At 71.3% G+C, this 23207-nt stretch carries 22 protein-coding genes; 9 read left to right on the forward strand and 13 right to left on the reverse strand.

The features are described 5' to 3' along the window. Nucleotide 1 precedes the first annotated feature (1 nt). From topA to B1759_RS02120, 10 genes are all read right to left on the reverse strand, one after another. The gene (gene topA, locus B1759_RS02075; protein WP_095513380.1) at nucleotides 2-2557 is read right to left on the reverse strand and encodes a type I DNA topoisomerase; all 2556 of its coding nucleotides are present in this window, start codon (nucleotides 2555-2557) and stop codon (nucleotides 2-4) included. Between the two features lie 97 nt (nucleotides 2558-2654). Further along, nucleotides 2655-3095: a hypothetical protein gene (locus tag B1759_RS02080; RefSeq protein WP_095513381.1), complete on the reverse strand. Its 441-nt coding sequence runs from the start codon at nucleotides 3093-3095 to the stop codon at nucleotides 2655-2657. A 159-nt stretch (nucleotides 3096-3254) separates the two neighbouring features. Next, nucleotides 3255-4364 (reverse strand): 3-phosphoserine/phosphohydroxythreonine transaminase, encoded by a 1110-nt coding sequence (gene serC / locus B1759_RS02085; protein WP_095513382.1) that lies wholly within the window; start codon nucleotides 4362-4364, stop codon nucleotides 3255-3257. A 78-nt stretch (nucleotides 4365-4442) separates the two neighbouring features. After that, nucleotides 4443-4895 (reverse strand): nuclear transport factor 2 family protein, encoded by a 453-nt coding sequence (locus B1759_RS02090; RefSeq protein ID WP_095513383.1) that lies wholly within the window; start codon nucleotides 4893-4895, stop codon nucleotides 4443-4445. Nucleotides 4896-4939: 44 nt separating this feature from the next. After that, nucleotides 4940-5713 (reverse strand): DUF1990 family protein, encoded by a 774-nt coding sequence (locus B1759_RS02095; RefSeq protein WP_095513384.1) that lies wholly within the window; start codon nucleotides 5711-5713, stop codon nucleotides 4940-4942. After that, complete coding sequence (locus tag B1759_RS02100) at nucleotides 5706-6419, reverse strand: DUF1990 family protein (RefSeq protein ID WP_198948719.1); 714 nt, start codon at nucleotides 6417-6419, stop codon at nucleotides 5706-5708. The genes B1759_RS02095 and B1759_RS02100 overlap by 8 nt, the downstream gene beginning before the upstream one ends. A 102-nt stretch (nucleotides 6420-6521) precedes the next feature. Continuing rightward, entirely contained in the window at nucleotides 6522-7211 is a 690-nt protein-coding gene (locus B1759_RS02105) for a Bax inhibitor-1 family protein (RefSeq protein WP_095513385.1), read from the reverse strand. A 68-nt stretch (nucleotides 7212-7279) separates the two neighbouring features. Further along, nucleotides 7280-8446, reverse strand: a complete 1167-nt coding sequence (locus B1759_RS02110) for an FAD-binding oxidoreductase (protein ID WP_095513386.1) — start codon at nucleotides 8444-8446, stop codon at nucleotides 7280-7282. Continuing rightward, entirely contained in the window at nucleotides 8446-9432 is a 987-nt protein-coding gene (locus B1759_RS02115) for an MDR family oxidoreductase (RefSeq protein ID WP_095513387.1), read from the reverse strand. Before B1759_RS02115 ends, B1759_RS02110 begins: the two co-directional genes overlap by 1 nt. A gap of 78 nt (nucleotides 9433-9510) precedes the next feature. Further along, nucleotides 9511-9669 carry a DUF1328 family protein gene (locus tag B1759_RS02120; protein ID WP_095513388.1) on the reverse strand — a complete coding sequence of 53 codons (159 nt, stop codon included), beginning with the start codon at nucleotides 9667-9669 and terminating at the stop codon, nucleotides 9511-9513. A gap of 137 nt (nucleotides 9670-9806) precedes the next feature. On the opposite strand from B1759_RS02120, the gene gcvT reads away from it, so the two are divergent. From gcvT to B1759_RS02140, 4 genes are all read left to right on the forward strand, one after another. After that, complete coding sequence (gene gcvT, locus B1759_RS02125; protein WP_095513389.1) at nucleotides 9807-10925, forward strand: glycine cleavage system aminomethyltransferase GcvT; 1119 nt, start codon at nucleotides 9807-9809, stop codon at nucleotides 10923-10925. Next, nucleotides 10922-11650, forward strand: coding sequence for a 2-phosphosulfolactate phosphatase (locus tag B1759_RS02130; protein ID WP_095513390.1), 729 nt, complete (start codon nucleotides 10922-10924; stop codon nucleotides 11648-11650). The genes gcvT and B1759_RS02130 overlap by 4 nt, the downstream gene beginning before the upstream one ends. Before the next feature lie 121 nt (nucleotides 11651-11771). Further along, complete coding sequence (locus B1759_RS02135; RefSeq protein WP_198948720.1) at nucleotides 11772-14330, forward strand: DNA translocase FtsK 4TM domain-containing protein; 2559 nt, start codon at nucleotides 11772-11774, stop codon at nucleotides 14328-14330. A gap of 76 nt (nucleotides 14331-14406) precedes the next feature. Further along, nucleotides 14407-15054: a hypothetical protein gene (locus tag B1759_RS02140; RefSeq protein WP_095513391.1), complete on the forward strand. Its 648-nt coding sequence runs from the start codon at nucleotides 14407-14409 to the stop codon at nucleotides 15052-15054. Between the two features lie 141 nt (nucleotides 15055-15195). Here the strand turns inward: B1759_RS02140 and B1759_RS02145 are convergent, their stop codons facing one another. Both B1759_RS02145 and B1759_RS02150 read right to left on the reverse strand, forming a co-directional pair. Further along, complete coding sequence (locus B1759_RS02145; protein ID WP_095513392.1) at nucleotides 15196-15873, reverse strand: response regulator transcription factor; 678 nt, start codon at nucleotides 15871-15873, stop codon at nucleotides 15196-15198. 55 nt (nucleotides 15874-15928) lie between these two features. Then, on the reverse strand, nucleotides 15929-18769 hold the full coding sequence (locus B1759_RS02150; RefSeq protein WP_158225075.1) for a two-component regulator propeller domain-containing protein: 2841 nt from the start codon (nucleotides 18767-18769) through the stop codon (nucleotides 15929-15931). A gap of 209 nt (nucleotides 18770-18978) precedes the next feature. On the opposite strand from B1759_RS02150, the gene hisH reads away from it, so the two are divergent. The 5 genes from hisH (at nucleotide 18979) to B1759_RS02175 (ending at nucleotide 22131) form a co-directional block, all read left to right on the forward strand. Further along, on the forward strand, nucleotides 18979-19629 hold the full coding sequence (gene hisH, locus B1759_RS02155) for an imidazole glycerol phosphate synthase subunit HisH (protein ID WP_095513394.1): 651 nt from the start codon (nucleotides 18979-18981) through the stop codon (nucleotides 19627-19629). An 87-nt stretch (nucleotides 19630-19716) separates the two neighbouring features. Continuing rightward, complete coding sequence (hisA, locus tag B1759_RS02160; protein ID WP_095513395.1) at nucleotides 19717-20508, forward strand: 1-(5-phosphoribosyl)-5-[(5-phosphoribosylamino)methylideneamino]imidazole-4-carboxamide isomerase; 792 nt, start codon at nucleotides 19717-19719, stop codon at nucleotides 20506-20508. 55 nt (nucleotides 20509-20563) lie between these two features. Next, nucleotides 20564-21337, forward strand: coding sequence for an imidazole glycerol phosphate synthase subunit HisF (hisF, locus tag B1759_RS02165; protein ID WP_095513396.1), 774 nt, complete (start codon nucleotides 20564-20566; stop codon nucleotides 21335-21337). Further along, nucleotides 21334-21654, forward strand: a complete 321-nt coding sequence (locus B1759_RS02170; protein ID WP_095513397.1) for a hypothetical protein — start codon at nucleotides 21334-21336, stop codon at nucleotides 21652-21654. Before hisF ends, B1759_RS02170 begins: the two co-directional genes overlap by 4 nt. A 30-nt stretch (nucleotides 21655-21684) precedes the next feature. After that, nucleotides 21685-22131 (forward strand): hypothetical protein, encoded by a 447-nt coding sequence (locus tag B1759_RS02175; protein WP_095513398.1) that lies wholly within the window; start codon nucleotides 21685-21687, stop codon nucleotides 22129-22131. A 13-nt stretch (nucleotides 22132-22144) separates the two neighbouring features. Here the strand turns inward: B1759_RS02175 and B1759_RS02180 are convergent, their stop codons facing one another. Further along, nucleotides 22145-22801: a hypothetical protein gene (locus tag B1759_RS02180; protein WP_095513399.1), complete on the reverse strand. Its 657-nt coding sequence runs from the start codon at nucleotides 22799-22801 to the stop codon at nucleotides 22145-22147. Nucleotides 22802-23207 lie beyond the last annotated feature (406 nt).

Consider the following 23207-nt stretch of genomic DNA (forward strand, 5'->3'; position numbering starts at 1 on the left):
ATCAGGAGGCCTTCTTGCGCGGCGCCCGCTTCTTCTTCGGCTTGGACGCCTTGGCATCCACCAGTGCGACCGCCTGCTCCAGCGTGATCTCGTCCTTGTCCATGTCCTTCGGGATGGTCGCGTTGGTCTTGACGTGCTTGACGTAGGGCCCGTAGCGCCCCTCAAACACATCGATCGGCTTCCCGGACTCTGGGTGTGCCCCCAGCGTGCGGAGCGGTGCCGCCTTCTGGCGCTTCTGCGCGATCAGTTCGAGGGCGCGCTCCAACTCCACCGTGAGGACGTTGTCGCCATCGGCGGGCTTGAGGCTCGCGAAGGTCCGCTCGTGCTGGACGTAGGGGCCATACCGGCCGATGTTGGCCTTGATCGGCTGGCCCGTCTCCGGGTGGTCGCCGAGCGTGCGCGGCAGGTTGAGGAGTTGCACGGCCAGGTCGAGGTCGACGTCCTCGGGCTTGGTGCCCTTGGGCAGCGAGGTCCGCTTCGGCTTCTTCTCCTCGTCGTCGCCCAGCTGGACGTACGGGCCGTAGGGGCCGGACTTGAGGAGGATCGGCATCTCGGCCGTCGGGTGGATGCCCAGCGGCCGCTCGTCGTCGTTGGCGTCGATGAGCGCGGCGATGTCGGCCTCGGCGAGGTCGGCGGGGGCAGCCTCGGGCGGGAGCGACGCCGTGCTGCCGTCGGGAGCGGCCGCATACGGACCGTACCGGCCGACGCGCACCTCGTAGGCGCCCCACTTGGCGTGGCGCATGGTCGAGATCTCGCGCGGGTCGATGGTCTCGACGCCCTGCTCGATCCGCTTCTCCAGCCCTTCGGGGCCGTTGAAGAAGCGCTCCAGGTACGGCACGCGCTCCTCCGTGCCCCCTGCGATGCCGTCCAGTTCTTCCTCCATCCGCGCCGTGAACGCGGTGTCGACGAGGCGCTCGAAGTTCTTCTCCAGCAAGTTCGTGACCGCCATGCCCGTGAAGGTGGGCACGAGCTGGTTCTTGTCGCGGATCACGTAGCCGCGCCGGACCACCGTGTCGATGATGGACGCGTAGGTGGACGGCCGACCGACGCCCGCCTTCTCCAGCGCCTGCACCAGCGAGGCGTCCGTGTAGCGGGCCGGCGGCTTCGTCTCGTGCCCGACTGCATCGACCGCCTTGGCTTCGGGCGTGTCATCGACGGCGAGGGCGGGAAGCGGGCTGTCGCGATCGTCGAGCGCGGCCGACGGGTCGTCCTTGCCCTCCACATAGGCACGGAAGAAGCCCGGGAACTCGATCACCTGACCGTTGGCCCGGAAGGTCGACTCGTCGTCGGTGCCCTCGGCGGCCAGGATGGTGGCGCGAGTGCGGAGCAGGCGGGCGTCCGCCATCTGAGAGGCGACGGTGCGCTTCCAGATCAGGTCGTAGAGCTTGGCCTCGTCGCCGGAGAGCTTCAGCTCGTCGCGCGTCTTCATCTGCGTGCCCGCCGGGCGGATGGCCTCGTGGGCCTCCTGCGCGTTGCGGACCTTGCCCGAGAACTGGCGCGGGCTGGGCGATAGGTACTCCTTGCCGTAGCGGGCCTCGACGGCACCGCGGGCCGCCGTGATGGCCTCCGTCGACAGCGTCGTGGAGTCCGTTCGCATGTAGGTGATGTGGCCCTGCTCGTAGAGCTTCTGGGCGGTCTGCATCGTCCGCCGGGCGCTCATCCCGATCTTGCGGTTGGCCTCCTGCTGCAGCGTCGAGGTGATGAAGGGCGCCGCGGGCTTGCGGGTGGCCTTCTTCTGCTCCACCTCCGAGATCCGCCAGGGCGCGTCCTTGAGGCGGTCGGCGAGGCCGGTGGCCTGCTCCTCCCCCATCACGAGCGCGTCGCTCTTGGGCTTGAGCGTGCCGGTCTTCTCGTCGAAGTCCTTGCCGGTCGCGAGCTTCTGCTCGCCGAGGTGCGTCATCTTGGCCTCGAACGGCACGCCCCCCTGAGCGAGCGTGGCCGAGAGGTCGAAGTAGCTGGCCGAGATGAAGTCGAGCCGCTCCCACTCGCGCTCGACGAGCACGCGCACGGCGACCGACTGGACGCGACCCGCCGACAGCTTGGGCGCGATCTTTTTCCAGAGCACCGGCGACACCGAGTACCCGACCAAGCGGTCTAGCACGCGACGCGCCTCCTGGGCATCGACGAGGCGGGTGTCGAGTTCGCGCGTGTCGTCGAGCGCCTTCAGGATGGCCTCCTTCGTGATCTCGTGGAACACCATCCGCTTGACGGGCACCTTCGGCTGGAGGACCTCCAGCAGGTGCCAGCCGATCGACTCGCCCTCACGGTCTTCATCCGTCGCGAGGTAGAGTTCGTCAGCCTCCTTCAGAGCGGCCTTGAGTTCCTTGACCACCTTCTTCTTGTCCGCCGGGACGACGTAGAGCGGGGTGAACCCGTCGGCGACGTTGACGCCGAGGCGGGCCCACTTCTCTTTCTTGACCTTCGCCGGGATCTCGGCGGCGGACGAGGGCAGGTCGCGGACGTGCCCCATGGAGGCCTCGACCTGATAACCGGCGGGCAGGAACTTGCGGATCGTACGGGCCTTGGTGGGAGACTCGACGACGACGAGGCGCTTCATAGTGGGGGGTTCGGGTCCAGACCTGGGCGGCCGGGCAAACTAGCGTCCGCCGATGACGGCCCTGCGGCACCGCGTGTGCGCAAGGTGGCGGAGGTCGCTACACGCGGGCGGACCGTGCCCGTTCCACCGACGCGTGGGGAGTGGGCGTTGCGCGGGACCCGGACACCTCCCAGAGCCTCCTCCCCACAGCACCCGGAATCACGATCGGCCCGACGCGCGACACGTCCACCACGAACCGGCCGGCGGCGACCGGCACGACGCTCTTGACCCGGCTCCAGGGGACGTGGCGCAGTCGCTCCGGCGGGCCGCCGAGGTGGAGCCTCAGCCCGTCCGGCTGAATGGCGATCCGCCCCTCTGGATTGCACAGCGCGAGCGTCTCTCCCACACCGTCCTCAGGGGCCAGATCATACGCGTCCTCGAACCGACGCATCATCGCCCGTCGATGGGCTCGGGTTTGCATCGCCCGCCATCCAACGACCGCGCACGCGGTCACCGCCAGCGCCGCGAGAGTGAGTCCGACCAGGGGAAAAATCGACATGAAGCCGTGCCAGGGGGGCGGCCAACATAGGGCAAACCCACCCTCACTCGGCAGGCGCCTGTGCGCCATCACACCAACAAAATGCGCGATCGGGGACCGGAAGCGCTTCCGTTACGCAGCATGCGTCACGTCCCCCCTTCCCCTCCAGGCCTGTTCACGTCACCCGTAGGTCGACTCGAAGCGGCCCATGAAGTCCACCAGCGCGTCCACCGAGGCGGGCTCGACGGCGTTGTAGATCGACGCTCGAACGCCGCCCACCGTCCGGTAGCCCTTCAGTGCCAGCAGCCCCTCCCCCGCCGCCTCGGTGACGAAGCGCGCCTCCAACTCCTCGCTGGGCAGTCGGAAGGTGACGTTCATGTGGGACCGGTCCTCGGTGCGCGCGGTCGGGCGGTAGAAGTCTGTCGCGTCGAGGGCTCCGTAGAGGGCCTCGACCTTCGTGCGGTTGCGCTCGACCATGCCCGCCAACCCGCCGTTGCGCTCGATCCAACCGAGCACCTTGTCGACGATGTAAATGGCGAAGACGGGCGGGGTGTGGAACAGCTTCTTCGCATGCGTGCCGTAGTCCAGGAGCGTCGGCAGGCCAGGTAGCCGCGTCTGCAAGAACTCGTCGCGAACGAGGACGGCGGTGACGCCGGCGGGGCCGATGTTCTTCTGCGCGCCCGCGTAGAGGAGCCCATAGCGGTCCATGTCGAGCGGGCGGCTGAGGAAGTCGGACGATGCATCGCACACGAGCGGCATCGGGACGTCCGGCTCCTCGCGGAGCTGGGTGCCGTAGATGGTGTTGTTGCTCGTGTAGTGGAGGTACGTCGCGCCGGGGTCGAGCCGCCAGTCGCTCTGACGGGGGACGTAGCTGTAGTCGCCGTCTCGGCTCGACGCCACGACATCGACCCGCGCGCTCCGGGTGTTGGCCACGATCACAGCCTCGGCGACCGCCTTCCCGCTCCAGTTGCCCGTGTCGAGGTAGGCGACGGAGCCCCCCGCCGGGAGGAAGTTGAGCGGCACCTGGTGGAACTGCATCGACGCGCCGCTCGCCAGGAACAGGACGTGCCAGTCGTCGCCCAGCCCCAGCAGGCGGGCCATCCGCTCCTTCGCGCGCTCGTGGATCTCGGAGTACGCCGCTGACCGGTGGCTGACCTCCATGATCGAGGCGCCGAGCCCGGGGAAGACCGGGAGCTCCTCCCGCACCTCCTCCATCACGTCGGACGGCAGCGCGCCGGGACCGGCGGAGAAGTTGTGCAGGCGCTGGTCGAGGTCGGCGGGCGGGGTCATGGGCGTGGGTCTGTGGAAACGAAGCAACCAGTGGACGACGGAGCGCTCGGCGGGTTCTACCCGCTCGCTCGGACGCGGTCAGTCGGCCTCACAATCGCGGCGGCGCGTGTCCATGATGTGAACGATCTGCCAGCCGTCGTCGCTGCGTGCGAGCGTGAACGCATTCGTGCCGCAGTGGCTGAGCTGGCCACCCGCGTAGAAGGTGTAGGGCGTCCACGCGACCGCGAGGCCATCGTCGATCATCACCGGGTAGCCGTCCGTGAGCTGTTCGTCCAGGTCGACGGGCGCGGCGGCGATGCTGGTGAGGAACCGGTCGATCGGGGACTCGATCACGCGGCGCTCGCCCTCGGGGCCGACGGCGGCGGTCATCAGGCGGGCCTCGGGGTGCATCGCGGCCCGGATGGCGGTCGTGTCCTTGGCGCGCATCCCGTCGAACAACTGGTCGATGGTGGCGCGGACGGCCGCGTCGGCGTCGTCCTGGGCGGACGCGGGGACGGCGAGCAGGAGGAGAGCGAGAAGGGACAGGCGCATGGTCGGAAGGGGGAAACGAGGCCTCAGACTACGGCCGGGCTCGCTCAGGTTGCATGCGTCACCTCGCCCGACTCCGCCAGTTGCTCGGCCGCTTCGGCGTCCGGGCGGGTCGGCCCGACGGTCTCCCGAGGCGGGGGCGTCGAGCCTTCGGCGCGTGCCTTCAACTCGTCCCGCACGAACCGCTGCATCCGGTCGAGCGCCGTCCGCGCGAACTTGAGCTGGAGGCGGCGGCCGAAGAGCTTGAAGCCGATCCGGTAGAACGGATTCCGGATGCGGTCCGGCTTCGAGAACGCGTCGATGTGGAACACTACCTCGCCCGTCGCCTCGGCCTTGCGGACTTCGAAGGTGATCTGCCCCTGCTCGAAATGCCCTTCCAGGGTCGCGTAGTCGAACCCGTAGACGTGGACGCGGCCAGCATCCGTCTCCCGAACCTCGTCGATCTCGCGCCCGATGCGCACCTCGAACCAGAACGTGAACCCGAGGAAGCGCGCACGCAGCAGCATCGGGCGTCCCGCGACGGGGTCGTCGGGCGAGAAGATGCCCGTGATGAGCGACGGGTCGGGAAAGGCGTACCCACGGACGAGGTCACAGGCGACGGCGAACGAGGCCCGCGCGTCGTCGGCCGGGAGCGGCGGGCCGGGCGGCTCGGGGACCAGCTCCGCCTCGTGGTGGTCGAGACGCCACCCGTCGGCCTCGGTGTAGTCGTGGTCCTCGTCGAGGTCGAAGTTGTAGCGGGCCTGCCGGACGGCGTCGAGCCGCTCGGCATAGTCCGTCCAGTCGGGGCGCCGCGGGACGGCGCGGGAAATCAGGTCAGCCATCGTCGGGGTCGGCTTCCCGCTCGGTGAGCACGCGGACCTCCTCCATCTTGCGCCCGCCGCAGTCCTCGGCGACGCGCTCGCAGAAGAACGTCCACATGGCCTGCTGGGCCTTCTTGGCGAGGCCGAGCTCGTCGTAGACGAAGTCCACCGCGCCGTCGCGGCTGCGGGCCCATGACTCGATCGAGAAGCGGAGCGCGTCGGTCACGACGGGGTGCGGGGCCGCCGCGAACCGGATCTGGCCCGCCTCCATGTGGCCTTCCAGCGTCGCGAGCGTGAACCGCGTCGGCGTGACCTCGACGACGCGCACGGGGCCGTCCCACGGCGAGCGGATGGTGATGTCGTATTCGTCCCCGACCGAGAGGAATCCTTCCTCGCCCGTCGACTTCTCGAACACCGCCAGTTCGTCCGGCACGTAGTCCTGGATGCTTGCGCCGATGCAGGCGATCAACTCTTCCGGCGACTTGGTGGTGTGCTCCACGTCTACCTCGTAGCGACGATGGAAGCGAGGCCCCACGCCTTCCTCCTCGGGCTGAAGGTCCCGGTCGCCGGGCACATCGTCGTCGGCGGGCGGGGGCCCGACGTAGGGCACGTCCCGCTCGACGGCGCGGACGGGGTAGCCCCAGCGACGGACGGCCCAGGTGGCGAGGGCGGCGCCCGCGGTGAGGGAGGCCGTGGAGATCAGGAGGGCGCGGGTGCGTCGGTTCATGCGCTTCGAACGCCCGGATCCGTCCGAAGCTCCGCCCCAGAACACGACAGCGCCCCGCCCGGACCAGGCCGAGCGGGGCGCCGAGGCGGACGGAACCGTGGATCAGTCGCGGCTCATGAACAGCCGCAGGACGTACCAGAACATCAGCGCGACGGAGGCGAACAGCTCCAGCGCGGCGGACACGTAGCGGTCCTCCGGGTAGTGGTGGAGCACCTTCGACGTGTCGTACAGGATGGCGGCCCCGGCGAGGCCGATCATCGCGACCGAGAACCACGTGCCGAGTTCGAACCCGAACAGGACGCCCGCCACGATGGCGACCAGCGCGAGCACGAATGCCCACTTCAGCAGGCCGCCGAGGAACGAAAAGTCCTTGCCGGTGAAGAACACGATGGCCGTCAGCGCCGAGAAGCCGAGCAGCGTCACCCAGGCCGCGCTCGCGATCACCCCGCCGCCGACTGACTGCTCCGCGATCCAGAGCAGCGGGACGAAGATGACTGCCTCGGCGAGCACGAACGCCCCGAGGGCGCCATACTGGGCCGCCTTCGACTCAGCGCGCGCCGCCGCGCTGGACGCGAACCAGCTCACGACCACGAACCCACCCAGCACCAGCAACCAACTGACGCTCGTCATGGCTCGAGCCATCGGCTCGGCGATGCCGGAGGTAAAGAAGAAGACCTCGATGAGCGCGAACAGCAGGATGGCGCCGAGGAGGTGCGCGTATGTGCGCGTCAGGAACGCCGCGCGGGCGTCGTCGCCGAGAGCGGCGACCGGGGTGCGATAGAGGGTGTCCATGGGAAGAAGGAGTCGGAATCGGGGGGTGAACGGCGGAGCGGCGGCATCCGTCTGAGGCCGCCGGGCGCCTACGGGGTCGGGAGGCGTTTGGCGTCGAACAGATCGAATGCCGGATCGGTTCGGCCGAGGAGGGTGCGGGCTGCGAGCAGGCCGAACCGGAGCGCGTAGCCCATGCCGTGTCCCGTGAAGCCGACCGCGACGTGCGCGCCGTCGACGCCGGACACGCCGCCGAGCGCCGGTAGACCATCCGGGCTGAAGCCCATCGTGCCCGACCAGCGGCGCTCGACGGGCAGGCCGGGCCAATACGGAAAGTGCTCGGCGAGGTAGCGTTCGAGGTCGCCCTGGAGCGCCTCGGTGGTCGCGTCGGCGTACCCGACCTCCTCCTCGACGTGGAGGTGCCGGGCGCCGCCGACGAGCACGCGCCCGTCGGGCCGCTGGCGGACGTAGTAGTAGCCGTCGTGCGAATAGACCGGCACATCCAGAAACGGAGCCGTGGGCGCAGTCGCCAGCATCTGCGCGCGGACGGGCCGGACGAGTGGCGACAGTTCGGGCAGCAGTTGAGGCAGGTAGGCGTTCGTCGCGATCAGCACGCGGTCGGCCACCACCTCTCCCCCGCCGACGGCGCCGAGGCGGACCCGCCCGCCCTCGGCCTCGACCGCCTCGGCCCGCCAACCGGTGACGACCTCCGCGCCACTCTCCTCGGCCAGTGCCCGCACGAGTCGGGCCGGATCGATGGCGCCGCCGGTCGGCACGAACAGCGCGCCGGGGAAGCCGACCGCGGCGACCCGGTCGTCCAGGTCCGACTCGTCCCACCACGCGCTCTCGATGCCGTCTTCGGCCATCAGCGTGCGTGCGCGGCGGAGGCGGTCGGCCTCGGCGTCCGTGCCTGCGGCGAGGACGCTGCCGGTCGCCTGGAAGCCCACCTCGCGTCGGGTGCCGATCTCGGCCGCCATCTCGTAGGCCTCGCGCGTGAACGCCCAGATGCGCCGCGCGGCGTCGCGCCCGTAGGCGTCCACCGCCGAGGCGTAGTCGGACGCGGTCCCCAGGAGCAGGAAGCCCGCGTTGCGCCCGCTCGCGCCGTGCGCCAGCCGCTCGGCCTCCAGAATCGCGACACGCAGGGTCGGGTCCAGCCGATGCAGCGCCCATGCGGTCGCGGTGCCGATGATGCCACCGCCGACGATGGCCACGTCGGCGTCGAGGCGGGGCGTGCGCTGCCAGAGGGAGACGGTCGCCATCAGGTGCGGGTGTCGACCACCACCCGGCCGACCGTGTCGCCATCCACGATCCGGGCACTCCACGCCGGCACGTCGGCGAGTGGGATGACGGTCTTCTCGACCGCCGACAGCGCGCCCGCCGCGACCGCGTCGGCGAGGCGAGCCCAGGCCTGCTCGCGGAGCGGAACCGGGGCCGTGTTCGAGTCGATGCCAGCCAGCGTGACGCCGCGCAGGATGAAGGGGAAGACCGTCGTGGCGAGGGCCGGCCCACTTGCGAGGCCGCAGGCCGCCACGCAGGCGTGGCGCCGCGACTGGGCGAGGAGCGCTGCGAGCGTCGTCCCGCCCACCGAGTCGACGGCACCCGCCCAGACGCCCCGCTGGAGCGGCGGCTCGGCTGCGTCGGCGAGGGCGTGCCGGTCCACGATCTCTGCCGCGCCGAGCGCCCGCAGGTAGCCGTGTGCCGAGGCGGTCCCCGTCACGGCGTGGACCTCGTAGCCCGCCGCCGCCAGCAACGCCGTCGCCATCGACCCGACGCCTCCCGAAGCCCCCGTGACTGCAATGGGGCCGGCGTCCGGCCCCACGCCGTGGGCCTCCAGGGCGAGCACGCTCAGCATCGCCGTGAACCCGGCCGTCCCGATCCACATGGCATCCTCGGCCGAGAGCGAGCCCGGCGACGCCACGAGGTGGTCGGCCGACGCGCGTGCGCGCTCTGCAAATCCTCCCCAGCGGTCCTCCCCCGTCCCCCAGCCCGTCAGGATCACCGCGTCGCCCTCCGCCCAGCGGTCCGAGACGGACGCGGCGACCGTACCGGCGAGGTCGATGCCGGGCACGAAGGGGAAGTCTCCCCGGACGATCTTGCCTCGCCCGGTGACCGCCAGCCCGTCCTTGTAGTTGAGGCTGGAGTGCGAGACATCGATGAGGACCTCGCCGTCGGGGAGGTCGGCCTCGTCCACCTCGGTGAGCGTGACGGAGAGGTCGGGGTCGCGGGTGAGGAGGAGCGCGCGCATGGGCGGAGCGTGGGGACGGGACAAAAAAAGGGGCGCCCGAGCCTCGCAGCCCGGGCGCCCCACGGCGGACGCGTATCGCTAGAAGACGAACGCGAGCACGAAGAGGATGACAGCGGCCACGAGGGCGATCTTGGCGAAGTTGGCCGAGAGGCCGGCGACGCCGCGGAATCCGAGGAGGGCCGCGACGAGTGCCACGACGGCCAGGATGATAAAGATGTTCAGGAACTCGCCAGCCATAGGAGGGAGGGGTGGAGTGAGAAGGGAGCCGTTTCACTCCGCCCCCGCCCAGAAGTTGCCTAACGACTTAACAGCCACCCATCCGCGCCTTCGCCTCCGCCCTGGCGGGGTACCTTTCCAGACGCCTCCGCCCCTCGATGACCGACACTCCGCTCCAGATCACCCCCCTTCACGCCCGACACCTCGCCCTCGGCGCCAAGATGGCCCCCTTCGGCGGGTGGGACATGCCCATCCAGTACTCGGGCATCCTCGATGAGCACCGCGCCGTGCGCGAGGCGGCGGGCCTGTTCGACGTGAGCCACATGGGTGAGTTCAGGATCCGCGGCCCGCAGGCGCTCGACCTCGCCCAGCGGCTCGTCACCAACGACGTGACGAAGCTGGCCGATGGCGCCGCCCAGTACGCGGTGCTCTGCCACGAGGGCGGCGGCGCGGTCGACGACCTGCTCGTGTACCGCATCGCCGACGACGACGTCCTGCTGGTCGTCAACGCGGCCAACATCGCGACCGACTGGGCCCACGTCACGGCCGAGGCGGGCCGCCTCGGGCTGGACGCAGAGGTCACCGACGAGTCGGCCGGCTGGGCGCTGCTCGCGCTTCAGGGCCCGACCGCCTTCGACGTGTTCGAGGCCGCGACCGGACTCGACGTCTCGGACATCCCCTACTACCACTTCCGCCCGATGGCTGCGGGGACGGTGTTCGGCGCCGACCGTGCCATCGTCTCGCACACGGGCTACACGGGCGAGCGGGGGCTGGAGCTCTACCTCTCCCCCGACGCCGCCGGACGGGCCTGGGACCTCCTCCTGGCCGCCGGGGCCACCCCTGCCGGGCTCGGCGCCCGCGACACCCTCCGCCTGGAGGCGGGCTACTGCCTCTACGGTCACGAACTGGACCGCGACACGACGCCCCTTGAAGCGGGCCTCGGCTGGGTGGTCAAGCCGGATGCCAGCGACTTCGTCGGCCGCGACGCGCTCGTGCGTCAGAAAGCGAACGGCATCCCCCGCAAGCTGGTGGGGCTCGTGGCCGAGGGACGCAGCATTCCCCGCGCGGGCCACGAGATCGTGACGACGGATGGGAAGCCGGTCGGCATCGTCACCAGTGGCAGCCAGTCGCCCGTGCTCGGCAAGGGCGTCGCGCTCGGCTACGTCCCCAACGATCCAGCGTACACGACGGCGGGCACCGAACTCGGCATCTCCGTGCGCGGGCGCGTCCAGGGCGCGACGGTCACGAAGCCCCCCTTCCACACCTCGACCGCATGAGCCTCCGCGTCGCCCTCAGCCCGGCGGGCCTCGACCCGGGCACGCTCGATCGCCAGGCGGTCCTGATGATCGACGTGTTCCGCGCCTCGACCACCATCGTGACCGCGCTCGCGAACGGAGCTCGCGCTGTCATCCCGGTCGCCGACAAGGGCGAAGCAGGCCGCCTCGCTGCGACCCTGGACCGCGACATGTCGGTCATGGCCGGGGAGCGCGGGGGGCAGCAGCTGGCGGGCTTCGCGCTCGGCAACTCGCCCCGCAGTTTCACCCCCGAGGTGGTCCGCGGGCGCACGGTCGTGCTGACGACCACCAACGGGACGGCCGCGCTCGTCAAGGCGCGGGGCGCGGAGCGCCTCGCGGTCGGGGCGCTCGCCAACGCGACCGCGGCGACGGCCTTCCTGGCGCAGGCCCTGGACGACGGCCTCGACGTGACCCTCCTGTGCGCGGGCTGGGAAGGCCACGTGGCGCTGGAGGACACACTCTGCGCGGGCCTCTTCGTCGACCGTCTCGCGTCCCACCCGCGTGCTACCCCCACCGACGACGGCGCCCGTATCGCCTCCAGCCTCTATCGCGGTGCCCAGGCGGACCTCGCCCGGGTCCTCTTCGTCGCCGACCACTCGAAGCGGCTCATCGAGGTGGGCGCGGGCGACGACCTCTCGGACTGCGCGCGCATCGACGTGTCGGACGTGCTGCCGGTCCTCCGAGACTCCCGGATCGTGGCCGCCTGACCGTCCCCTCGAAGGCGTCGGGGTGGCTCCTGCGGGCTCCCGTCGCCGCGTCGTACCTTCATGCGGCCTCCACGCTCGCCTGAGCGCTGAGCGCCGCTCGGCCGTTCGTCCCCCCACGTCCGTGAGCAGCACCCGATCCCGAAGCAAGAAGCGGCCCGCCAAGAAGAAGGCCGCCAGTGGGTTCTCGACGCAGCGCAAGCGCGAGATCCTGGGCATCCTCCTCATCGCGCTCGCCGTCCTCGCGGGGCTGGCCGTGCTCACGTTCTCCGCGGCCGACGACGGGCGGCTGGCGAACGAGAACTGGGACAGCCTGATGGACCCGGGCGACAACCGGTTCGACAACCTGCTCGGCTTCGTCGGCGCGACGCTCGCGCGGGCGCTCGTGTCGGGGCTGGTGGGCTACCCGGTGCTCCTGCCCATCGCCGCGCTGCTGGCCTGGGGCTGGGTGCTGCTGCGGCAGAAGACCCCCATCTTCCTCCCCACCCTCACCGGCCTCTCGCTCGCGGGCGCGCTCTTCGTCGCGTGCTTCTTCGGCTGGTTCGACGCCCAGATGGACGCGGATCTGGCGGCGTGGAGCGGCGACCTCGGCATCGGCATCGCGGGGTGGCTCACCAGTGTGCTCAAGCCCGTCGGGTCGTTCATCGTGCTCCTGGTGTCGGTCCTCGTGACGCTCCTGCTCGTGTGGGACCGCGACATCCAGACCTCGCTGGACCGGGCCGAGGGCGCCGTGACGAGCCTGCGCTCCGGCCTGGCCGAGTCGTGGGCGACCTACCGCGCCGGGGCCGCCGAGCGGAAGCAACTCCGTGCCTCGGCTCGCGAGGAAGCGCGGGCCGAACGGGAGGCTCGCCGCGCCGACGCCGCATCCGCGAAGCCGGCTCCGAAACCCAAGCCGAAGCCGGCGCCCCGACCGGCCCCGGCCGCCTCGGTGCCCACGCGGACCGAGCCAGAGCGCCCCTCCATCCCGGCCGCTGCCCCCTTCGCCGACGTCCCGCCGAAGCCCGCGCCGACGCTCACGCCCATCGACGCGGACGACCCGCTGCTGGACGACCTCATCCTCGACGAACGGGGGGATGGCCCGGCGTTCCACGTCACCGGCCCCGTCGAGGAAGCGACGGCCGACCTCGACGCCGCACGCGGCACCACCGCAGACGCAGCCTCGCTGCCCTACGTCTTCCCCTCCATCGAACTGCTGGAGGAGTCCGACAGCGACCAGGAGGTCGACTTCGACGAAATCGAGGACAACAAGCAGGTCCTGCTCGACAAGCTGGAGACCTACAACATCCAGATCGACGCCATCGAGGCGGTCGTCGGGCCGACCGTCACGCGCTACGAGCTGACGCCCGCGCCGGGCGTCAAGATCAGCCGCATCACGGCCCTGGAGGACGACCTCGCGATGGCCCTCGCCGCGCCGGGCATCCGCATCATCGCGCCCATCCCGGGCAAGAGCTCCATCGGCGTCGAGATCCCGAACCGGACGCGCGAGATGGTGCGCCTGCGGCAGCTCCTCGCGACGGCCAAGTTCCGAGACGCGGCGCGCAGCGGGAAGATGGCGCTGCCGGTGCCCATCGGCAAAACCATCGAGGGCGAGGTGTTCATCGAGGACCTCGCCAAGATGCCCCACCTGTTGGTGGCCGGCGCGACGGGCTCGGGCAAGTCGGTCGGCGTGAACGCGCTCATCGTGGGCCTGCTCTACGCCAAGCACCCGGCCGACCTCAAGTTCGTGATGGTCGACCCGAAGAAGATCGAGCTCAACGGCTACGCGGAGCTGCTGAACCACTTCTCGGCGATGCCCGAGGACTCCGACGATCCCATCATCACCGACTTCATGGAGGCCGCGGCCGTCCTCCGGTCGTGCGAGCGCGAGATGGAGATCCGCTACGACCTGCTCGCCGAGGCGGGCGTGCGCGGCATCGGCGAGTACAATAAGAAGCTCGCCGCGGGGAAGCTGGAGGCCCTCGGCGACAAGCACCGTCACCTGCCCTACATCGTCGTCATCGTGGACGAGCTGGCGGACCTGATGATGACCTCGGCGAAGGAGGTCGAGGCCCCCATCGCGCGACTGGCCCAGATGGCGCGGGCCATCGGCATCCACCTCGTGCTGGCGACGCAGCGCCCGTCGGTGGACGTCATCACGGGCCTCATCAAGGCCAACTTCCCATCTCGGATGGCCTACCAGACGTCGTCCAAGATCGACTCGCGGACGATCATCGACGGTGGCGGGGCGCAGCAGCTCGTCGGCAACGGCGACCTGCTCCACATGAACGGATCGCGCCTGACGCGCCTCCAGGGCCCGTTCGTCGGGGTCGATGAGGTGGACGCGATCGCGGGCTTCATCGCCTCTCAGGAGGGCGCCGGGCCGTACCTGCTGCCGCCGATGGACGCGACCGGCGACGCGCCGAAGGGCTCCGCGGGCGACTCGTCGGAGGACCGCGACGACCTGTTCGAGGACGCCGCCAAGGTGATCGTCCGCAGCCAGCAGGGGTCGGTGTCGCTGCTCCAGCGCAAGCTGTCGGTCGGCTACACGCGCGCGGCGCGGCTCGTCGACCAGTTGGAGGACGCGGGCATCGTGGGCCCGTTCGAGGGCTCGAAGGCGCGCGACGTGCTCATCCCGGACGAGTTCGCGCTGGAGACGCACCTCAACCCGGCCGCCCCAGGCGAGTCGGCCGACGTGGACGCCTGACCCCGCCCGCCTCGGCGCCGAGGCAGGCAACGGAACCCGGCGCGGCGTGTCTCCTCTGACAGCCGTCCCGAGTCCCATGCACCCAGTCGCCTTTTGTCTCGCGGTCGCCCTCGTCCTGGCGGCGCCCCAAGCGAACGCGTGTTCCTGCGCCCCGCTGCCCTCGCGCGAACTGGCGGCCCGGTCGGCCGACCTCGTCTTCCTGGCGACGGTCGACTCGGTGGGGCTCGCCCGGGTGTACCCGGTGCCCGGATATCCGCTTCAGGGCATCTGGCTGACCATCGAGGAGGTGCTCCTCAGCTCGTTACCTTCCCTGCTGTCTGGCAGATCGCGCAAGAGCGGACGCCCAATCACCCTGCATTACGTCCAGGGGACGGCCTGTGGCTATGTGTTTCGGCCAGGCGAGCGCTACCTCGTCTACGCGCACCGGACCAACGGATCGCTCATGGACGCGTCGGGTTGCGGCCGGACGGCGCTCGCGGCCGACGCCGCGGAGGAGATCGACTGGCTCCGGTCGCGACGCGCGACATGGGTCCCCATTCCAGACCCCATGGTTGGCCCCCAGCCCGACCGAGTCGTGTCGGGCACAGCCTTCGACTCGCTGGCGGCGGTCGCCGCGGAGGGTGAGGCCCGCGCCCGCCGCCGCGTTGGGATGAGCATGGCCCTGAACGTCTGCCTCCTGCTGGCGCTCGGGGTCGTCGCGTGGCGCGCGACGCATCGACCCTAGCGCCCGGACACAGGAGCGGGGCCGGGCGTCCCACCACAGGCACCCGGCCCCGCAACGCTCCCACACGAGGTGGGGGCGAGAGGGTATGGTACCGCCGACGCCTCTCCCCCACATCCCGAAGGGAGACACGTCCGCGAAGATCTAGACAAGGCCGCGCTCGAAGGCCGCCCGGACGGCCTGCGCGCGGCTGTGGACCTGCAGCTTGGCGTAGAGGTTCTTGACGTGCGTCCGGATGGTGTGGGGGCTGACCCCGAGCGCGTCTGCGATGCCCGCCTCGGTGTCGTCCTCGACGAGGCGGGAGAGCACGTCGGTCTCGCGGGGTGTCAGGTGGAGCGCCTCGGTGGCCGCGGCGACGCGGCTGGCCTCGCCCTGCTGGTGGCGGACGTACCCGAGCAGCTTGCGCGCCACCAGCGGCGACGTGGGCGCCCCCCCTTCGGCGATCTCGCCGACGGCGCGGACGACCGCGTCTGGCCCGGCGTCCTTGAGCAGGTAACCGCTCGCGCCCGCCTGGACGGCCGCGAAGATCTTGTCCTCGTCCTCGTAGACGGTCAGGATCAGGACCTCCATCTCGGGCCGCGACTGCTTCAGTTCGGCGGTGGTCGCGATGCCATCGCGGCCAGGCATCTCGATGTCCATCAGCACCACCTCGGGCGCAGGGGCACCGGAGCGGGCGCGGACGTCGAGGTCGGCCAGGAAGGCGTCGCCGCTCTCCGACACGAGCACCAGCTCGACGGCGTCGAAGAAGGCGAGCTGCTGAACGAGGCGCTCCCGGAGGCCCGCATGGTCTTCGACGACGGCGACGCGGATGGGACGGGACATGGGATCGGGTGGGGTTGAGCCGAAAGATCGGGCAGAGGCCGTCCCCCGCCCTCCCCTACGCCGGGGGGATCGTGACCGGAACGTCGACGCAGACGCGCGTGCCCGATGCCGTGTCGAGGTCGAAGGTGCCGCCTAGCTGCTCGGCGCGCGTCCGCATGGAGCCGATGCCGAAGCCCGAGAGGCCGTCGCCCCCGGCAGGAGGCACGAACCGGCCGTCGTCCTCGATGGCGAGCGACACCGACGCGGCGGTGGGCCGGAGCGTGATGGCGAGCGACCGTGCGCCGGAGTGTTTGAGCGCGTTCGTGACGGCCTCCTGCGCGATCCGGTAGAGCGACAGGGCGACCGCTGGCGGCAGCACCTGCTCGGGCGTCCCGTCGCACGCCACCTGCACGTCGGCGATGCGGTCCTTGGCGTGGCTCCGCACGTACGCGTCGAGGCGCTGGCAGAAGGCCCCGGCGGTCAGGGCCTCGTCGTGGAGCGCCCAGATGGTCTCGCGGAGCTGCCGGATGGTCTCACGCGCATCGGTCTCGACGGCCTCCAGCGGGTCGGCCATCGCCCCGTCCCCGCCGACAGGGTCGGCCTCCCCGCGCGCCCGACGGGCCAGCTTGGCCAGTTCGACGCCCGCGAGCAGCGACGACAGCTGTGCGCCGACATGGTCGTGGAGGTCCCGGCTGATCCGCTCGCGCTCGGACTGGACGCGGCGCCCGACCTCGAGCCGCTCGACCTCCCGCCGGAGCCGCCGCTGCGACAGCTCCCGGACGGTCAGCGCGAACACGCCGAGCCCGAGCAGCACCATCGCCCAGACCACCGCCGGACGCTCCCACCACCGCGGGGCGACCTGGAGCGTCATCCGCGCGACCGCCTCGGACAGGGCGCCGTCCGGCCCGACGGCCCGCGCCTCGATCACGTGCTCACCCGCGCCGAGGTCGGAGAACACGACCCGCTGCTCCGGGCCCGTCGGCTGCCACGGCCCGGTCCCGACGCGGTACTCGACCCCTGCCCCGGCGCCGTAGAACAGGGACGCGAACTCGATCTCGACGCGGTGCCGCCCGGGCGGGATGGTCGCGGCGCGGCCGTCGAGCACAGAGCCCATGAGGACCTGCTCGTCGTCGTCGACGCGGAGACTGAGCACGGCGACCTGGGGGGCCGTGATCACGTTGGGGATCTTGCGGAAGTCGAGCGACAGGATGCCTGCCGTGGTCGCGAGCACCACCCGGTCGGTCGCGGGCACGTAGGCGACGGCGTTGATGGACGCCCGCGTCGCAGCCCCGAACAGCACCGGCCCGAGGGCCCGGACGCGGTCGCCCTCGACCTGGTACAGCCCGCGCTCGCCGACCGCGAACATGACGCCCGATCGCTCGAACACGGCCAGGATGCGCTGCCGCCCCAGCTCGCGCGCACCCACCGCCGTGGCGCGCTCGCCGTCCCACCGCCCGAGCCCGCGATCGGTCCCGAACCAGACGGTCCCGTCCGCCTGCTCGCCGACCGCGTAGATGGCCGACGACGGCAGGCCGTCGGTCCGGGTGACCCGGGTGATGCGGTCCCCCTGCACGAGCGCGGCCCCGTTGGAACGAGTCAGGGCCCAGACGCCGTGGGAGGTCCGCGTGAGTCCCTCGACCATGTCGGTGCCGAGGCCGTCGGCCGCTCGCAGTGTGTCGAGCACGGCCCCGTCGCGGTAGCGCACGATGCCGGAGCCGTAGCCCGAGACCCAGACGGTATCCGTCGCCGCCTCCATGCCCGAGATCCAGTTCGGGTCCATGAACCGAGGGACCGGCAGCGCAGGCGAGAGCGGATCCTCCAGCCACATGCCGCTGGGCCCGCTCGTGAGGTAGAGGCCCTCCTGAGCGACCACGACCTCCCGGAGGCCCGGCCGGACCATCCGACTGCGGGGCTTCATGGTCTCCGAGTCGATCTGCACCACCGCGGCGCCTGAGGTCGCCCAGACCGTCGGCCCGTCGACGGCCAGCCGGAGCGCAGGCGTCCGGGTGACGATGCCCAGGTGGCGGCCCGCGAGCCGCAGCACGCCCTGCCCAAACGTGCCGACCCAGACGCCTCCCTCCCGATCGACGACGAGGTCCTGGGCGCGCTGCGTGCTGAGGAGCACCGGCGGGACGTCCGGGGCGTCGGCGCTCCAGATGCCGCCCTCATCGGCGATCACGTAGAGCTCGCCCCGCGCACCGAGCGTCATCCGGCGCGCGTCGGCGATGGGGTAGGCCGCCTCGGGGACGAAGCGGCCCTCATCGAGGCGGCCCAGCGCGACCTCCTCCCGACCCGCCAGCAGGATGCGCCCATCCCCGGCGCCCGAGATCCAGCGCCCCCCCGTCGCGGTTTGCTCGGTCGCGACCGCGACGGGCGTGCGGCCACGAGGAGAGAAGCGCGCGAGGTCCCAGGGGCCGTCGTCGGTCTCGCCGAGGCGCCGCGAGACGACGATCGAGCCGTCGTCCAGGGCGACGACGCCCGACCACCCGTTCGCCGCCCCGGCATCCAGAACGCGCCACCCCCCCTCCTCCTGGACCCCGACCTGCGTCCCGGTCTGGATGAGCATCCGGCCGTCGGCCCCCGGCTCCACGGCCACGATGGGCTCGTCTCCGAAGGGGGTCGCCACCTCCACGAAGCGCTCGCCCTCCTTCCGGGCCAGCCCCGAGAACGTCCCCACCCAGAGCACGCCCGCCCGGTCCTCGCCGACGGCATACACGAACGGGTCCGGCAGACCGTCGTCGGCGGTGAACGTGACCACGTGGCGCCCGTCGTAGCGCGCCAGCCCGGCATCCGTACCGAACCAGAGGAAGCCGAACCGGTCCTGGTAGACGGCCTGGACATAGTCCGACGGCAGCCCGTCGGCACGGGTGAGCGTGTCGAACACCGGCTGCGCGTCCGCACGCGCGAGCGCGGACACGAGGCACACGGCGAGGAGAGCGCGTCGGAGGATGGGTGTGAGCCGGTCTGGACCGGTCCAAATCTAGGGGAAACACGGGCCGGTTGCGGCCTCATGTGCCGTTTGGGGCGCGACCCGCCCGGTCCCCTCTCCCGGCTCTCCCCCTCGAAGAATGAAGGAAGCAGGCCTCCGCGCCGCACCCCGCCTGAGGCGTGCCGTTGCATGGGTCTATGACCACGATCATCGACTACGGCATCGGCAACCTGCGCTCGCTCGCGAAGGCGTTCGCGGCAGCGGGCGTGGCCGTCGAACGCACCGCCGATCCCGAGCGCATCGCCGAGGCCGAGCGCCTCGTCCTCCCCGGCGTCGGTGCCTTCGGGGCCTGCGCCGACGCGCTGGCCTCCCATGGGCTGACCGACCTCGTCCGCCAGCGTGCCGAGGCGGGAGTGCCGCTGCTGGGCGTCTGCGTGGGGATGCAGTTGTTGTTCGAGGCCTCCGAGGAGCGCCCCGGCGCCGACGGCCGCGCCCACGACGGCCTCGGGCTGCTGCCCGGCCGGATCGTCCGCTTCGCCCCCGGCCTCGCGGCCGACGGGCAGCGGCTGAAGGTGCCCCACATGGGCTGGAACCAGCTCCGCACCGTCCACCCCCACCCCATCCTGGAGGGCGCCGACGGCGACTGGGTCTACTTCGTTCACTCCTACCACGCCGCCCCGTCCGCCGACGGAGACCGGCTCGCGACGGTCGACTATGGCGGTGACGTGCCCGCGGTGACCGGGCGCGACAACGTGGTCGGCGTCCAGTTCCACCCCGAGAAAAGTGCTCGGGCGGGGCTGGCGATGCTCCGTAGGTTCGCAGACTGGACCCCCGCGAGTGATGGGTAGCGGGCTCCGGGTGTAGGGCCTGATCGTTGTCGAGGGCCGGACACTCTCCCCGCTCGTTACTCTCCATCTCTCACTCTTGCTCGCCCCATGCTCGTCATCCCCGCCATCGACCTCCGCGACGGCCGCTGCGTCCGCCTTCGGCAGGGGCGCTACGAGGACGAAACGGTCTACTTCGACGACCCCGTCCGCATGGCGAAGCTGTGGCGGGTGATGAACGCCAAGGTGATCCACCTCGTGGACCTCGACGCGGCGCGGACGACGGCCGACGAGATCTCCCACAACCGGGACGTGATCGCGCGCATCGCGGCGGCGCTGGACGTCCCCGTCCAGGTCGGCGGCGGCATCCGGACCCTCGACCACATCCAGGCGATGCTCGACCTGGGCGTCTACCGCGTCGTGCTGGGCACCGCGGCCGTCCGCAACCCGGACCTCGTGAGCGAGGCCGTTGGGCGGTTCGGGGCGAGCCGCATCGTGGTGGGCATCGACGCGAGCAAGGGCGAGGTGATGACGGAGGGCTGGGAGGCGGGCTCCGGCGTCGACGCGGTCGACCTCGCGCTCGACATGGAGGCGCGGGGCGTGCGTCGGTTCGTCTACACCGACATCGCGCGGGACGGGACGCTGGAGGGCCCCAACATCGAGGCCTACCGCGAAATGGGCGGACGGCTCACGCGCGCCCACCTGACCGCCTCGGGCGGCGTCGGCGACTACACCGACCTGCTGGCCCTCCAGGCCGCCGAGCCCTTCCGGGTCGACTCGGTGATCGTGGGGCGGGCGCTCTACGAGAATCGCTTCCCCTGCCAGCAGTTCTGGTGCTGGCACAAGAAGGACGAAGTGGACCTGGACCGGTTTTCCACGGCTCGCCTCGCGCTTCGAGGCTAGGTACGGGGCCCAGGGTATGTGATACCCGCCCGTACCGTGTACCACCTACCCTGTCATGCTCGCCAAGCGCATCGTTCCCTGCCTCGACATCCACGACGGGCGCGTGGTGAAGGGCGTCCAGTTCGTCGACCTCGTGGACGCGGGGGACCCGGTCGAGCAGGCGCGCTTCTACGACGCCTCCGGCGCCGACGAGGTCGTCTTCCTGGACATCTCGGCCACGCACGAGGGCCGGGCGACGCTGGTGGACATCATCCGGCGGGCGGCGGACGAGGTGTTCATCCCGCTGACCGTCGGCGGAGGCGTGCGGGCGGTGGAGGACGTGCGGCGACTGCTGGAGGCCGGCGCCGACAAGGTGGCCATCAACTCGGCCGCGCTGGCCGACCCGGACCTCCTGACGCGCGCCGCGGATGCCTTCGGGGCGCAGTGCGTCGTGCTCGCCATCGACGCCAAGCAGACCGGCGCCACGCCGAGCGGCTGGGAGGTGTTTACCCACGGCGGCCGCAAGCCGACCGGCCGCGACGCCGTCGCCTGGGCCGCCGAGGGCGTCCGGCTGGGAGCGGGCGAGTTGCTGGTGACGAGCATGGACCGCGACGGGACGAAGGCGGGCTACGACCTCGACTTGCTCCGCGCGCTCGACGAGGCCGTCGACGTGCCCGTGATCGCCTCGGGCGGGGCGGGGACGCTGGACCACCTCGCCGAGGGCCTCACCGAGGGACGCGCCGACGCCGTCCTGGCCGCCTCCATGTTCCACTTCCGCGAGACGACCGTCGCCGAGGCCAAGGCCCACCTCGCGGCGGCAGGCGTCCCCATCCGACCCGTCGACGCATGAGCAGCGCCCCTCTCGGTCTTCGCCTCGTCCGCCTCGCCATCGGCGCCGTCGTGGCGTTCCTCGTGGCGGCGGGCGGCTATCTGACGTGGGCGGCGCTGGCGAACCCGGACGTGCGGCTGAAGCAGCCCCGGTGGTTCGAGGGCGCCTTCGACCACTCCTACTGGATCCCGGTGCTGGTGGTGACGCTGGGCGGTGCGGTGCTGGTGGGGCTGGTGCTGTGGACGGCGTACCGGCGGCTGAAGGCGGGCGAGGACCTGTACGCGGGACGGAGCGGGCGCGGCGTCCGGCGGCGGGGAGAGTCGCACCTGGGCGAGTAGAGGGCCGCGACGGGGTCTAGATTGGGCACCATGCGCCTCCTCCCTCTCCTCCTCGTCTTCGTCGCCGTCTCTGCCCAGGCACAGACGACGTTCGATCCGCAGGCGGCCATGAACCGGCTGGGGGCGCCGTGGGCGGAGGCGAAGACGGTCATTCCCGCGCCCGACTCGGGCCGGGTGGTCGGGAAGACCGGGGATCTGCTCTTCCTCTCGCCGGACACCGAGGTGACGCGGATCCTGCTGTCGGTGCGCGGAGGGCGGCTGATGCGGTTCACGGCGACGGCGTCGGAGAGCGGACGCCAGGACCTGGAGGACCTGGACGCGGAGTTCCGGCGCGAGGTCGGTCCGCCCGGGGCGGACGGGTTCTACTCGTGGGAGCAGATCCAAGGGGTGGGGGCGCCGACGCCGTTTCCGCTGGCGATCTCGATCGACGTGGAGGCGGGGGTGATGGTGCTCCAGGCGGTGCTGGAGGCCGACTGAGGCGCGCGGCGAGTCAGGAGCGTTCGAGGAGGCCGAGCTTCTCGCGGAGTTGGGGCTTGTCGGCGAGGGCGAGCTTGGCGACGGCGGCGAGTTCAGCGGCGTGGGCGCGGAGATCGGCTTCGGCCGTGGTGGCGGAGACAGTGGCTCGCTGGGCTTCGCCAGTCTCGGCGGCCTGGGTGACGTCGGCGGTCTGGGCGGCGGTGACAAGGGCGAGGGCGTCAGTGACGCCGGTGCGATCGAGGCCGCGGATGAGGTCGAGGAGGTCTGTGCGGGTTTCGAGGGTCTGGTAGAAGATGCGGGCGTGGTCGAGGCGGTCGGCGCGGGCGCTGGGGAGGGTGCCGGCGAGGCGGAGGGCGGCGTGGCCGTCGGTGCCGGGCCGGTGGGCGATGCGGGCGGCCTGTCGGTGGCGGGAGTAGCGGACGTGGGCCTCGGCGGCGGCGGTCTGGGCGGCGTCGGTGGCGGCGTACTGATCGGCGTACTCGGCGGCCTGGGTGGCGGTGGCGGTTTCGAAAGCGGCGACGAGGGCGAGGCCGGCGTCGTAGTCGTCGGGGGCGGTGTAGCCCCAGGCGGTGAGGTCGGCAGCGATTTCGGCATCGTCGCGGGCGTTGAGGTAGAGGGTGCGGGCGGCGAAGGCGAGGTCGGGGCGAGAGATCGTGGAGAAGGCGGGCATGGGTCCGTGGGAATGTGTGTGTGTATGGGATGGCGTGTTGGTGTGGCCGAGGGATAGCGTAGGGCGCGGGGAGTTCTCGCGCAAGGGGGCCGAGGGATTATGAAGGATCTGGCAGCCTCGTCTGAGTGCTCGGGAGGGTTGTCTGAGTGCTCGGGAGGGTCGTCTGAGTGCCTGTCTGCCTCGTCTGAGGGCTTGTGCGGGGCGTCTGAATGCCTGGGAGCCTCGCCTGAGTGCTCGGGGGCCTCTGCAGAGTGCCTGTTGGCTTCGTCTGAATGCTCGGGAGTCTCGTCTGCGTGGTCGCTGGTCTCGTCTGCGTGCTTGTCAGGGTCGGTTGAGGAGCCGGGGGGCGGGTGGGGCGACCTCGGGGCCGAGGTGGGGAGTGCGGATGTCTCCCTCTCGGCCCCCC

Source organism: Rubrivirga sp. SAORIC476 (assembly GCF_002283555.1).
In the GTDB taxonomy this organism is placed as follows: Bacteria; Bacteroidota; Rhodothermia; order Rhodothermales; family Rubricoccaceae; genus Rubrivirga.